The 13,430-nt window shown below is 45.9% G+C and carries 10 protein-coding genes; 2 read left to right on the top strand and 8 right to left on the bottom strand.

Translation table 11 applies throughout. The annotated features are described in order from the left end of the window. Positions 1–160 precede the first annotated feature (160 nt). Positions 161–931, top strand: coding sequence for a M90 family metallopeptidase (locus VL525_RS13830; protein ID WP_325387575.1), 771 nt, complete (start codon positions 161–163; stop codon positions 929–931). Positions 932–952: 21 nt separating this feature from the next. Here VL525_RS13830 and VL525_RS13835 read toward each other — a convergent pair whose 3' ends face one another. Both VL525_RS13835 and VL525_RS13840 read right to left on the bottom strand, forming a co-directional pair. Next, entirely contained in the window at positions 953–2,275 is a 1,323-nt protein-coding gene (locus VL525_RS13835; protein WP_325387577.1) for a DUF389 domain-containing protein, read from the bottom strand. A 107-nt stretch (positions 2,276–2,382) separates the two neighbouring features. Continuing rightward, on the bottom strand, positions 2,383–3,675 hold the full coding sequence (locus VL525_RS13840; protein ID WP_325387579.1) for an MFS transporter: 1,293 nt from the start codon (positions 3,673–3,675) through the stop codon (positions 2,383–2,385). Between the two features lie 166 nt (positions 3,676–3,841). Here VL525_RS13840 and VL525_RS13845 point away from each other — a divergent pair, with 166 nt between their 5' ends. After that, positions 3,842–4,963: an acyltransferase gene (locus tag VL525_RS13845; RefSeq protein WP_325387581.1), complete on the top strand. Its 1,122-nt coding sequence runs from the start codon at positions 3,842–3,844 to the stop codon at positions 4,961–4,963. A 29-nt stretch (positions 4,964–4,992) separates the two neighbouring features. On the opposite strand, the gene VL525_RS13850 is transcribed toward VL525_RS13845, so the two are convergent. The 6 genes from VL525_RS13850 to kdpA all read right to left on the bottom strand — a co-directional run bounded on the left by VL525_RS13850 (position 4,993) and on the right by kdpA (position 13,424). Further along, positions 4,993–6,705: a HAMP domain-containing sensor histidine kinase gene (locus VL525_RS13850; RefSeq protein WP_325387583.1), complete on the bottom strand. Its 1,713-nt coding sequence runs from the start codon at positions 6,703–6,705 to the stop codon at positions 4,993–4,995. Continuing rightward, the gene (locus VL525_RS13855; protein ID WP_325387585.1) at positions 6,702–7,832 is read right to left on the bottom strand and encodes a sensor protein KdpD; all 1,131 of its coding nucleotides are present in this window, start codon (positions 7,830–7,832) and stop codon (positions 6,702–6,704) included. Before VL525_RS13855 ends, VL525_RS13850 begins: the two co-directional genes overlap by 4 nt. A gap of 136 nt (positions 7,833–7,968) precedes the next feature. Beyond that, the gene (locus VL525_RS13860; protein ID WP_325387587.1) at positions 7,969–9,030 is read right to left on the bottom strand and encodes a porin; all 1,062 of its coding nucleotides are present in this window, start codon (positions 9,028–9,030) and stop codon (positions 7,969–7,971) included. A gap of 19 nt (positions 9,031–9,049) precedes the next feature. Further along, on the bottom strand, positions 9,050–9,619 hold the full coding sequence (locus VL525_RS13865) for a K(+)-transporting ATPase subunit C (protein ID WP_325387589.1): 570 nt from the start codon (positions 9,617–9,619) through the stop codon (positions 9,050–9,052). A gap of 19 nt (positions 9,620–9,638) precedes the next feature. After that, on the bottom strand, positions 9,639–11,669 hold the full coding sequence (gene kdpB, locus VL525_RS13870) for a potassium-transporting ATPase subunit KdpB (RefSeq protein WP_325387592.1): 2,031 nt from the start codon (positions 11,667–11,669) through the stop codon (positions 9,639–9,641). A gap of 54 nt (positions 11,670–11,723) precedes the next feature. Then, complete coding sequence (gene kdpA / locus VL525_RS13875; protein ID WP_325387594.1) at positions 11,724–13,424, bottom strand: potassium-transporting ATPase subunit KdpA; 1,701 nt, start codon at positions 13,422–13,424, stop codon at positions 11,724–11,726. Between the last annotated feature and the right edge of the window lie 6 nt (positions 13,425–13,430).

A 13,430-nucleotide genomic window follows, 5' to 3' on the forward strand; every position in this document is an offset into this window, starting at 1 on the left:
CACTAATATTGGTTTCCCATATTTATTGGGAATAAGTACAGATTTTTAACTGGTGTTTTCAACGGCAATTTATTGCGAACCGCGCAAAGAAGTTGTGATATCGGGCACTTCGATAATTGATGATGATCACTTACAGCGCTACGGTTAAGATGTAATAGATATGTATATTTTATTTGCTTTGCTGCTGACAATTCTGATCACATTTTTTCTTCTCCGTAAAGCGAAGGATGAAACAATGCCTGATGAAACGAATACTGAAACTTATCGCTCGTTACTTAATGATCGTATCGATTATTACCAAAAGCTGAATGAACAGGAGAAGCAAAGATTTGAAAAGCTTGTTGTGGATTTTTTACAGCATGTAAATGTTGAAGGAGTTGGAACTGCGATAACCGATGCTGACAGGGTGCTGATAGCATCGGGCGCAATAATCCCCGTCTTTGGTTTTGGAGATTGGAAATATAAAAATCTCACCAATGTGATCTTATATCCCGACACCTTTGACAACGATTTTAGGTTTGAAGGCGAAAATCGGAATATATTGGGGATGGTTGGTTCGGGGTACATGAATGGGCAAATGCTGCTGTCGCGCGCAGCGCTCGAAAAAGGTTTTTCCGGCTCTTCAGGAAAGGCGAATACCGCAATTCATGAATTCGTTCATCTGCTTGATAAATCGGACGGTGCAACCGATGGCATTGTTGAAAATTTAATGACACATGAATATGTGATACCGTGGCTTAAAATGATGCACAAAGAAATGCATCGTATCCAAACCGGAAAATCTGATATTAATCCTTATGCACTAACCAGCGAAGCGGAATTTTTGGCGGTTGCAGCAGAGTACTTCTTTGAAAAACCCGGACAGCTTAAGCATAAACATCCTGAAATTTATGAACAATTCAGTGAGTTGTTCAGGCAAGACCCAGCCTGATAATCAGCCGCAGCTATTTTATTACTGAACAACCAGTTTAAGCGAGGCGGATTGATACCTTGTCCTGAGCCATTCCTGTAACTTTTCTTCGTCGGCTTTACGGATACGGTTTTTAAAGGCTGCGATCGCTATTTTAAGTGTGTCGCGCCGGGTCGTGTCGGCGTTTTGAATTAAAGTTTGATTTACCCCGAAAGACTTTATTCCCGGATACAAAATTTTTAATTCTTTAAATACAGCCGAGTCGATCTTAATAGTTGTCGCCATTAGTTCTTTTATAGTATCAGGCTTTGGTATTTTATTAAAAACGTCTTCGAGAATGCTGGCCCTGATCTGTGAAAGGTCTACCTGGTGCCGGGCATCCAAACCCTGCCGTACAATTAAACGCACACCGTCCAAATGATATTGCTTCAGGTTCGCTTTCAACGAATCAATAGTTTTTGTATTCAACTGGTTACCTATCAAAAGTACCTCAATAAACTTTTCTTTGCCTTTGTAGCTATATATTTTTGATACAACCTGAGTGTTTGGATAAACAAACTGTTCGTCGACAAATTTCTGTGCGCTGGTTTCAAAAAAGCTCTTCTGAACAATGCGGTACGCCATGAAAATGCTCGGTATAATAGTTATCACTACGATGATGATGATATAGGTAGTGGCCTTTTTTTTATTCTCCGTATCATCAAACTGGTGGCGTTTCATTTTTAAATACCTTGATACCAGGTAAGTGGCTATGGCAATAAATACGCTATTGATAAAATAAAGATAAATGGCGCCAAAAAAATACAGCCAGTTATTGGTTGCCAGGCCAAACCCTGCAGTACATAAAGGCGGCATTAAAGCGGTGGCTATCGCAACGCCGGGTATGACATTACTTTTTTCGGTTCGCGAAGCGGCTACCATGCCTGCACCCCCACCAAAAAAAGCAATAAAAACATCCCATATCGAGGGGGATGTTCTTGCCAGTAATTCCGATTTGGCATCGTGAAGGGGGCTTATCAAAAAATATAGGGTAGAAGCAAGTATACCGATAACCGTTGCAATCAGCAGGTTTTTGGCCCCTTTTTTAACTAATGGAAGTTCGTTAATACCCACGCCCAATCCTATTCCCATTACAGGGCCCATAATCGGCGAGATCAGCATGGCGCCAATTATTACTGCGGTAGAATTGACATTCAATCCAATGCTGGCGATAAAGATGGCGAAGATCAGCGCCCACAAATTAACGCCGGTAAACTCGGTGTTGTTCCGTATATTATCAACAATGACCGATTCATCCGCCTTGCCCTTTTGAAGGTTAAAGTGAATGCCTAAAAACCGTTTTATAACCAAAAATAGATGCCTCATATTAAAACTAACTTACGAAACAATCCGGAAGCAAAAAGGATTGCAGGTTTGCTTTTATGTTTCGGGGCTGTTTGTTAACGATAACTTTTTACCTTTTGCCGGAGAAGCTAAGACTGTATAAAGTCGTTGTTTTTCATTAACCCCCGTGCGGCCAGCAATGCCAGGAAAGTTATGGCTGCCGCCAGTGATAAATAGTAACCCACATAGCTGACACCATAGTCTGTTGCCAGTTTGGTGGCCAACGCGGGGGTGAGCGACGCCCCTAAGATGCCCGCAAGGGTAAAGCACAGCGAGGACCCTGTATAACGCACCGATGCCGGGAAAATACCGGCAAGAGCGGTACCAATAGGCCCATAGGTAAGTCCCATCAAAAACATACCCAAAACAAGGAACCCAACGGTGACCGGCCAGTTACCCGTGCCGAATAACGAAGAAAAGAACAGGCCGAACAGGAATATAGCGGCAGTTGCCAGTAGTAGGATTAGGCCGCGCCCGTACCTATCGGCAAGAAACGATGATATCGGGATACCAAGCCCGAACGCCAGCACAGAGGCCATTTGCGCGATAAGGAAACCGGTACGCGTATAATGCAGGGCCGATGTTCCCCAGCTTAGCGTAAACACCGTCATCAGGTAAAATAACAGGAACATGGTCATAGTGGCCAGGGTACCCAGAATTATGGTTCGTGTATGCTTCTTAAAAACATCAGCAACCGGTAGTTTTACACGGGTGTTTTTTTCAATGATTTTTACAAAATCGGGAGTTTCAGAAATTTTTAAGCGGACGTATAATCCGACACCAACCAGCAGGGAACTGGCAATAAAAGGAATCCGCCAGCCGAAACTTAAAAAATCATGATCGTTCATCGTTTTGCTGAGCAAAAGGAATGTGGCGCTCGAAAGCAAAAAGCCCAGGGGTGCGCCCAGTTGTGGGAACATGCCATACCACGCTTTTTTTCCCGATGGTGCGTTTTCCGTTGCGAGCAATACAGCGCCGCCCCATTCGCCGCCAAGGCCAAGGCCCTGCCCAAACCGGAACAGGGATAACAGAATGGGGGCCGCTATGCCTATCGAATTATAGCCCGGCAACAGCCCTATCGCCACGGTGGAGGGACCCATCGTCATTAACGCGGCTACCAATGTAGCTTTGCGGCCTTTCCGGTCGCCGAAATGCCCGAACAACGCAGCACCAAGCGGGCGGGCAAAAAATGCCAGGGCGAACGTGCCCAGCGACTCTAGTGTGGCCGAAGCAGGATTGCCAGCCGGGAAAAACAATTTAGGGAACACAAGCACTGCCGCGGTGGCGTAGATGTAAAAATCAAAATATTCGATCATCGTGCCGATAAGACTGGCTATAAGTATGCGCCCGACCGGGGTTTTTACGGTATTGGTTTGATGCATCCGGTTTATAATAAAGCAGCTTCAAACATAACCTATTCCGTTGAGAAATCTATTTTTTTAACCCATCACGCAATTGGGGCGCTCATGGTATAGCTTATTGTGTTTTTTTGACACATCAGGAAAATCAATAAAGTTTATCATTATATTGGCTGAGTAAACCCTTTTTATGCATCACAATTCATTGGCTACCAAGCCGCATTACCCCATCCTGGACGGCCTGCGCGGCGTGGCTTCCGTACTGGTTATCATTTTTCACGTATTTGAAACTTTTACCGGCGGCAACCGCTTTATACAGATCATCAATCACGGTTACCTTGCGGTCGATTTCTTTTTTCTATTATCGGGCTTTGTTGTTGCCTACGCGTATGACGACCGCTGGGGTAAATTAACCCAATGGGGTTTTTACAAACGCAGGCTCATACGTCTGCAGCCCATGGTGGTAATGGGGTCGGTTATCGGCGCGGCGCTGTTTTACTTCCAGGTTAGCCCGGCTTTTCCTAACATTGCCGGAACACCGGTATGGCAGATGTTGCTGTTAATGGTTGTGGGTGCCACGCTGATACCCGTTCCTATTTCGATGGATATACGCGGATGGCAGGAAATGCACCCGCTGGACGGACCGGCCTGGTCGTTGTTTTTTGAATATATTGCTAATATCCTTTATGCTGTTATCGTGCGCCGCTTTTCTAAACCGGTGCTTTCGGTTTTCGTATCGCTGGCGGCAATGATGATGATCGGCTACCTGCTTTTCGGCCCGCAGGGCGACCTGATCGGCGGATGGTCGTTAAATGGCCCCGGGCTTTTTGTGGGCTTTACCAGGGTGCTTTACCCCTTTTTTGCAGGTGTTCTGCTTTCGCGCGTTGGTAAGCTTATCCATTTAAAAAATGCCTTTTGGTGGTGCAGCCTGCTCATCGTAATTGTGTTGAGCATACCCCGTATAGGCGACGAGCATTCGCTTTGGATGAACGGTATTTATGATGCAGCCTGTGTGATCCTGATGTTCCCGCTGATCGTTTCCATAGGGGCCGGCGGGATATTACATACAAAGAAATCGGAGAGAATATGCAAGTTCCTGGGCGATATCTCCTACCCGTTATACATTACACATTACCCGCTTATCTATATTTACACGGCCTGGGTGGTAAATAATAAAATACCGCTGAGAACTAAAGGAATGCTTGTGGGCTTCGGTTTAGTTGTCGTGAGCATTGCTTTGGCCTATGCATGTCTTAAGCTGTATGATGAACCGGTAAGGCGGTGGCTAACCAAAAAATTTGGTAATGCCTGATCGATAGACCGGGATATTTTTGGGAGTTACTATTCAGCTTTCTTCAATGTAAAATAAAACCGGCTGCCCTCGCCCAGGTCGCTTTCGACACCGATCTTGCCCGATTGCGCTTCTATAAAATCCTTGGCTATTGCCAGGCCGAGCCCTGTTCCGGTTTGTTCAGCCTTTGAGCCGGGTACTTTAAAGTACCTCTCAAATATCCGCGACAGGTACTGGTGTTCTATACCCTGTCCATGGTCGGTAACGGAGAATTCTACATCACCGTTCTTTACCTTTTTTACCACCAGGTCGACAACCGACTTTTCGTGGCTATATTTAATGGCATTCGATAGCAGATTGATAAGCACCCAGGTTGTTTTATCCAGGTCGGCCCGAACTTCAGGCAGGCTGTCGTCACATTGTACGCTGATGCTAACCTGCTTTTGTTCGCCTGTAAACTTTACTGCCTTAACTGCATAATCCACTATATTTTTGGGATGTGCATTGCCAAAGTTCAGGTGCAGCTTTCCGGTTTCAACCTGCGACAGATCCAGCAATTCGCCCGTGATCTGGAGTAAGCGCCGCGTATCATCGTCAATGTTTTCAAGCAATTGCTTTTGTTCGGAATTTACGGCGCCTATGCGTTCATCCTCCAGTAATTTAAGGCTCATTTTGATGGACGATATCGGCGTCTTTAATTCGTGCGAAACGGTGGCGATAAAATTTGTTTTAGCCTCATCAAGCTGCTGGTATTCGGTAATGTTCTTCAAAATGATCACCTTGCCGATCACTTTATTCCTGGTATCTACCGATAACATCTCTTTCGAATAGTAGCTTTCCCGGTTATCGGCATATATCTTCATCTTGTTCTGGTCCGTTACCAGTAAGTTGCGGAGCAGGTCATTCTCAAGCGCCACATCCGGCGCATAGCGGCCTATCAGGTTTAATTCGGATATCCCGATCAGCGTACAGGCAACCCTGTTAACAAATATGATGAACGATTTTTCATCCAGCCCGATAATGGCATCGTGCATCGAGTTGATGATGGTCTCGATACGCTTTTTTTCGAACATAATGCTGGCCAGGTTGCTGTTCTCATATTCGTTTAACTGGTAGGTCATCGTGTTGAACGCCTGCGCCAGCTCACCAAATTCGTCGTTCGATTTGAATTCGAGGCGCTGGTGATAATTTTTACGGGATATTTCCTTGATCCTCGCAGTCAGTTCAAGGATAGGGTTGGCGATATAGCCCGGATAATTGATAATAAAACTGAAAGCTACCAGGAACAGGAACGAACCGATAAGCGCCACTAATATAGTTGCGCTACGGGCTGTTTCCTTTGCAACCGCGTTCTTATGTTCTATAGCAGTCATGTTGAGTTGCATGACACCAAATAGTAACTGCCGTAATTGGACCCGCAGTACCGACTGTTTCCTTGCATCGTTGCCTGCCTGTTTAAGCTGCTGGTATTTGGAGCTAAGGGAATCCGTCAACTGTTGCTCTCCGGGTTCAGTGATATTGCGCTGCTGGCTGGCAAGGTTTGTTTCGATGATCTTTATTTGTTGTTTGTCAAGCCCCGACTCATTCTGATCCAAAGCATTGCCGATGTTGCGCGCATATTTCAAGGTAATGTAGTTATCCTTTAAAATAACGCTTGCGTCTGCAGATAGCCGGCTCAGGTAGTAAATCGACGATCCACAGCAAATAACCGCCAGCAGAAAAAGAAAGCCGAAGCCGGCGCGGAGTTTATTTTTTATGGTCATGATAGTATTACTAAATCTATATCCGTTTTCGACATTTTATTAAGCAGTTGGGTAAATACCGCCGTTTTCATTACCAGCTGGTAAAATTTGAACCGGGGTTTGCCTATGCAAATGGTTGTAATGTCGTATTTATCAGCCGTTTCCCAAATTGTTTTGGCAATATTATCGCTTTTTATTTTCAGTACTTCGGCGCCCATCTGCGTGGCGTTTTTCATGTTATTGATCAGGTGCCGCTGCGATGCCAGGTTGATCTTATCGGCGCTTTCGTGCGAGGTCTGAACATACAATACAAACCATTTAGAACGATAGTACGACGCCAGGCGTGCCGTTTTACGTACAATTATCTTAGCCGAAGCATCATTGGTGCTTATACACGCCAGGAACAGCTCGGGGCGCAGCTTAATGTTTTTTGGTATTTCCGTGTCTATCTTTCGCTCCAGCTGATGCGCTACTTCTTTAAGGGCCAGTTCGCGCAATTGCAAAATCCGTTCGGCCTGGAAAAAATTGCTCAGCGCCGTTTGTATTTTCTTTTCGTCGTATATCTTTCCTTCTTTCAGCCTTTCTATCAATTCGTCGGCCGTCAGGTCGATGTTTACTACCTCATCGGCCATTTGCAGCACCTTGTCGGGTATGCGTTCGTTGATGGTGGCACCGGTGATGCGTTCCACCTCTTCGTTGATGCTTTCCAGGTGCTGGATATTCACGGCACTGATTACGTTTATACCCGCGTTCAATATATCCATCACATCCTGCCAGCGTTTTTCGTTTTTACTGCCTTCAATATTGGAATGCGCCAGCTCGTCAACAATCACAACCTCGGGTCTCAGGCTGATAATGGCCTTCAGGTCCATTTCTTCCAGTTCCTTCCCTTTATAAAACAATTTTCGCCTTGGTATTACGGGTAATCCCTCAAGCAGCGCCTCGGTTTCTTTACGCTTGTGCGTTTCTATATAACCTATCTTAACATCAATGCCATTCCGCATTAATGCCTGGGCCTCCATCAGCATACGGTAGCTTTTGCCCACTCCGGCGCTCATGCCAATGTAGATCTTGAACTTCCCCCGTCTTGATCTTTTGATGAGTTCGAGGAAATGCTGTACCGACTCTTTATTGTTTTCTTCTTTCATAATTGGTTGGCCTGTCCCCGGGCCGTTATCTCATTTAACTTTTAAAAAGAGGTGCATGCACCTTCTTTGCGCATGGATATCAATCAAACCAAACAATAATTATAAATATACCTCATGCTTATCTTTTATATCATTATTAAAACGCGTAAACAGCCGCAATCAGGAACTGTGCCGCGTGATTGGTTGAAATACCGTCGCTGTCAACAAATGTTGCCGGGAATACATTATTCTTATTATCAAACCTGATCTCGGGGATCAAAGTGATATTACCCGCCTTGATGTTTGAGGTGAAAGTGATATCAGTTACATTTCCCCCGTCGTTTTTCAGCTTGAAATACTCGCCTCTTACACCAAGGCTAACCATTTTGGATGCAGCTATTTGCGGGTATAACGCAAGTCCGCTAAAGCCGCCGCCGTTGTTTGGCGCCGAGAAGGTTGCGGCATTCAATCCCAGTTTAAATGCATCCGTTATTTGATATGCCGTCGTCAGATCGAATTCTGTTCCCGAATAGGAGCCTGTTAGTATATTCATATAAGCGGTCCAGCCTTTCACCGGCATAATCATCAGTTGTGCACCAAAAGTTGATACATCGCCCGATGTGGTTGTATTACCCTGGGTCGCGTATGATGAATAAGCGTTCCAATAGTTATTGAATATCCCCGCCATCAAGCTTACTTTATTCGAAAAGGTGTAGGTAGCTTTAAAACCGGCATTTTGGAAGGGGCCATAAGTGAACAGGTATGATGTGGAGTAATTAAAATTGCTGACCGGCGAAACTACCTCATAGCCCACAAAAGTGGCCATATAACCTGCCGATAAGTTGAATTTTTCCGTCATATCATAGGACACATACAGGTTTTGTATATGGAAAGAATTATTGACATTAAGGAAGTTACCGTCGCCATTCGGGGTAGATTGATATTGTCCCCTTGGCCCAAATGCGAGTTCGCCCACAAATGATGCCTTGCCGGCTTTTTTCTTCAGACCCAGGTCGAGCATACCGATAGATACCGAATTATGATCACTGGCGAAACTTGTCGGTATATTGGAATGACCCGAGAAATCGGCTTTCCAGTAAGTATCCACCGATCCGAATATAACCAGCGGGGCATCCGGAGTAGTTTTGATAGTATCCTGGGCATTTGAAGACAATGCCAACCCTGTTAAAAGACAAATCGTTATCAGTATTTTATTCATTTTAGTAGGTATTAAGGTATTATTTTTTCAGTTCGTCTAATGCGATGTTCAGCTTTAACACATTCACTTTTGCCGGGCCGAATAATCCCAGCAACGGTTTTTCAGTGTGCGTGTCAACCAGGGCCAACACTTGCTGTTCTGAAAGACCACGGGCTTTGGCAACCCGGGCTGCCTGTATTTTAGCGCCTGCCGGCGAAAGATCGGGATCTAAACCGCTACCCGATGCAGTAACCAGCTCGGCCGGGATATCTTCTTTTTTAACTGTTGGATTGTGTTTCAAAAAAGTATCGATACGGCCCTGTACGTCTTTGTTCAGATAGTCGGGATTAGAAGGTCCTTTGTTCGAGCCTCCCGAACCGGCCGCGTTGTAATCCACCGCTGATGGGCGCGACCAGAAGTACTGATCCTTTGTAAATTTCTGGCCCACATTATCAAAGCCAACCACGCGGCCTTTATAGCTCAGGGTTTCTCCATCACCCCCTCCGGCCGCTAACTTTCCGATACCAGCAATTATGAGTGGGTACAGTACTGAAAATATGATTAACAGGATAAGGGTCAATTTTATGGATGTTAACAGGTACGCTTTCATTTTAATGAGATTTGAGTTGTTAAATAAATAATGCCACCACAAGGTCGATCAGTTTAATACCAATAAATGGCACCAACACACCGCCTAAACCATAGATCAGCAGGTTGCGGCGCAGCAATGCGCTTGCTCCGATAGGTTTGTATTCAACACCACGCAATGCCAATGGTATCAGCAACGGGATGATGATGGCGTTAAAGATCACTGCCGACAGTATAGCCGATTGCGGGCTATGCAGGCCCATGATATTGAGTGCAGCCAGCGATGGTATCGAAACCATGAACAAAGCCGGAACAATGGCAAAGTATTTTGCCACATCATTCGCGATGGAAAAGGTGGTTAATGTGCCGCGAGTCATCAGCAATTGCTTGCCTATCTCAACAATTTCTATCAGTTTGGTCGGGTCATTATCCAGGTCGACCATGTTGCCGGCTTCTTTTGCCGCCTGGGTGCCACTGTTCATGGCTACGCCCACATCGGCCTGGGCCAGTGCCGGAGCGTCGTTTGTACCGTCGCCCATCATGGCTACCAGCTTGCCACCCTGCTGTTCAGCCTTGATATAATTCATTTTATCTTCGGGTTTTGCTTCCGCGATAAAATCATCCACACCGGCTTTTTCAGCAATAAATTTGGCGGTCAGCGGGTTATCACCGGTAACCATTACAGTTTTTACACCCATCTTGCGCAGGCGTTCAAAACGTTCGTAGATGCCGGTTTTGATGATATCCTGCAGTTCTATTACGCCCAGCACTTTTTCGTTTTGCGATACCACGAGCGGTGTGCCACCATTGGACGAGATGGTTTTCACGCGTTCCTCTGTTTCAGCAGGAAAGAGGTTCCCGGCTTTGATCACCATGTTACGGATGGAGTCGAATGCTCCCTTACGGATACGTACACCATCAGGAGTATCCAAGCCGCTTGAACGGGTCTCGGCAGTGAATTTAATGAATACAGCCTTGTCCGGCGCCTTGAAAGTTAATTTACCGGGACCTTGCTCTGCAAGTTCCACTATCGATTTTCCTTCAGGTGTTTCGTCAGCCAGCGAACTCAATACACAGGCTTTGGTGAATTCAGTCTCGCTAACGCCGTTCGCAGGCCAGAAGTTGGTGGCTTTACGGTTACCTATGGTTATTGTCCCGGTCTTGTCTAACAATAGGGTATCCAGGTCGCCTGCGGTTTCAACAGCTTTGCCCGATTTGGTGATCACATTGGCGCGCAAGGCCCTATCCATTCCCGCAATACCGATGGCCGATAGCAGGCCACCGATAGTTGTCGGGATCAAACACACAAAAAGTGAGATAAATGCAGCTATGGTTATAGGGGTATTGGCGTAATCGGCGAATGGTTTTAAGGTTACACATACAATAACGAAAACCAATGTAAATCCAGCCAAAAGGATAGTTAGAGCGATCTCGTTAGGCGTTTTCTGCCTTGACGCGCCTTCCACCAGGGCAATCATCTTATCCAGGAAACTTTCGCCGGGTTGCGTGGTAACGATCACTTTGATCCGGTCGGACAATACTTTCGTTCCGCCCGTAACAGACGACTTATCGCCGCCGGCCTCGCGGATAACCGGCGCCGATTCGCCGGTAATGGCCGATTCGTCAATCGTAGCTATGCCTTCAATGATCTCACCGTCGGTAGGTATAGTGTCGCCTGCTTCGCAAAAGAACATGTCGCCTTTTCTTAACGCGGATGACATCACCCTTTTTTCAACACCGTCCACCAACACCCGCGCAGGTGTTTCTTCGCGGGTTTTACGGAGGCTTTCCGCCTGAGCCTTGCCCCTTGCTTCGGCAATCGCTTCAGCGAAGTTGGCGAACAGCACGGTCAACAGCAATATCAGGAAAATAGTAAAATTGTAACCAAAGCTGCCCTGGGCTGAGTTTGTAACTGAAAAAATTGTAACGATGAGCATCACCACGGTGCCGATCTCGACGGTGAACATTACCGGGTTGCGTACCAATATGCGTGGGTCCAGTTTGACAATGGCTTGCTTTAGCGCATCCTTTACCTGGTCGCCCTGGAATAATGTATTTTGAGTTGATTTCATTTTCTTAATATTTCTTTTTAGTCCCCTCTCCAATTGGAAAGGAGGGGTTAGGGCTTATCTTAATGAAAGGTGTTCGGCTATCGGGCCCAAAGCCAGGGCAGGGAAAAATGACAGCGCAGCAACGATAACGATTACCGCAAATACCATTACGCCAAATGTGCCTGTATCTGTTTTAAGCGTTCCGACGCTTTCAGGAATATACTTTTTGTTGGCTAAGAGGCCGGCTATAGCAACAGGGCCAATGATCGGCAAGTATCTGCCCAGGATCATCACTATGCCGCATGCCGTGTTCCAAAACGGCGTGTTGTCGCCCAGGCCTTCAAAACCGCTGCCGTTATTAGCAGATGATGAAGTGAACTCGTATAGCATTTCGCTGAAACCATGAAACCCCGGATTATTGAGCCAGGCTGCGTAGGCCGTCGGATTATGTGCATATAAATGACTGGCAATGGCAGTGCCGGCTAAAATGAGGAGCGGGTGCAACAAGGCGATGATCAACGCGATTTTCATTTCTTTCGCTTCAATCTTTTTGCCTAAGAATTCGGGCGTTCGTCCCACCATCAGGCCGCTAATGAAAACGGCGATGATGATGAATATATAAAAGTTCAGAAAACCAACCCCAACACCGCCATAAAAGCAATTGATCATCATACCCAGCAAAGCAAACATGCCGGTAAGCGGGGTCATGCTATCATGCATGGCGTTCACAGAGCCATTGCTGGTGACTGTTGTATTGATTGCCCAATACGCAGAGGCAGCAGGGCCAAAACGGACTTCCTTACCTTCCATGCTGCCCGTGTTTTGCATCACTCCCATTTTTTCAATGGCATGGTTGCCGCTCATCTCGTAGTAAATAGATGGGATAACTAAACTGAGAAATCCCACTGTCATTACTCCATATATTACCCAGGCCAATTTTCTTCTTTTTAAGACATATCCAAGTGCAAAGACCATTGCGATGGGAATGAGAAAAATACTAACGGTCTCAACAATATTGGTCAGGTAATTGGGATTTTCCAAAGGATGCGCCGAATTGGGCCCGAAGAATCCGCCGCCGTTTGTTCCCAATTGTTTAATGGCTACAAATGCAGCTACCGGGCCGCGGCTTATATGTGCAGTATCGCCCTGTAAAGTCAGGACGGTATCTTTACCCCGGAAGGTCATTGGCGAGCCATTAAAAAGCAGAATCAGCGCTACCACACAGGCTAAAGGCAATAAGATACGGGTACTACTGCGTACAAAAAAATTATAAAAGTTTCCCAGTTTATCCGTCGTTCTTTCTTTCATGGCCATAAATACTGCCGCGCAAATAGCAATACCCGTTGCGGCACTTATAAATTGCCATAACATTAAGACCAGCTGGCCCAAATATGAAAGCCCTGTTTCTCCGGAGTAGTGTTGCAAATTGGTATTGGTAACAAAGCTCACCGTTGTATTAAAAGCCAGGTCGGCGCTCATTGAAGGATTGCCATCCGGATTAAGGGGCAGCCAACTCATGTCCATTAACACAAACATGCAAATGAACATCCAAAGCAGATTGATAGCAAGCAATGCGGATAGGTGCTGTTTCCAGTTCATTCCTTTTGAAGGGTCAATGCCGCTCAGTTTAAAAATAATTTTATCGAATGGGTCAAATAATTTATCCAGCCATGTTTTCTCATTGCTGAAAACTTTACCAATGTAGCGCCCGAGCGGTATGGCCAAAACCATTACCAGTGCATACATTAAAACGACGCCAAATAATTCAGTGTTCATAGTTTT

The organism is Mucilaginibacter sp., assembly GCF_035492695.1.
Taxonomy (GTDB): domain Bacteria; phylum Bacteroidota; class Bacteroidia; order Sphingobacteriales; family Sphingobacteriaceae; genus Mucilaginibacter.

Bases quoted from the DNA above. Each gene is read 5' to 3' on its own strand.
- VL525_RS13830 (WP_325387575.1), top strand. From the start codon at position 161: ATGTATATTTTATTTGCTTTGCTGCTGACAATTCTGATCACATTTTTT.
- VL525_RS13840 (WP_325387579.1), bottom strand. From the start codon at position 3,675: ATGCATCAAACCAATACCGTAAAAACCCCGGTCGGGCGCATACTTATA.
- VL525_RS13850 (WP_325387583.1), bottom strand. From the start codon at position 6,705: ATGACCATAAAAAATAAACTCCGCGCCGGCTTCGGCTTTCTTTTTCTG.
- VL525_RS13845 (WP_325387581.1), top strand. From the start codon at position 3,842: ATGCATCACAATTCATTGGCTACCAAGCCGCATTACCCCATCCTGGAC.
- VL525_RS13860 (WP_325387587.1), bottom strand. From the start codon at position 9,030: ATGAATAAAATACTGATAACGATTTGTCTTTTAACAGGGTTGGCATTG.
- VL525_RS13855 (WP_325387585.1), bottom strand. From the start codon at position 7,832: ATGAAAGAAGAAAACAATAAAGAGTCGGTACAGCATTTCCTCGAACTC.
- kdpA (WP_325387594.1), bottom strand. From the start codon at position 13,424: ATGAACACTGAATTATTTGGCGTCGTTTTAATGTATGCACTGGTAATG.
- kdpB (WP_325387592.1), bottom strand. From the start codon at position 11,669: ATGAAATCAACTCAAAATACATTATTCCAGGGCGACCAGGTAAAGGAT.
- VL525_RS13835 (WP_325387577.1), bottom strand. From the start codon at position 2,275: ATGAGGCATCTATTTTTGGTTATAAAACGGTTTTTAGGCATTCACTTT.
- VL525_RS13865 (WP_325387589.1), bottom strand. From the start codon at position 9,619: ATGAAAGCGTACCTGTTAACATCCATAAAATTGACCCTTATCCTGTTA.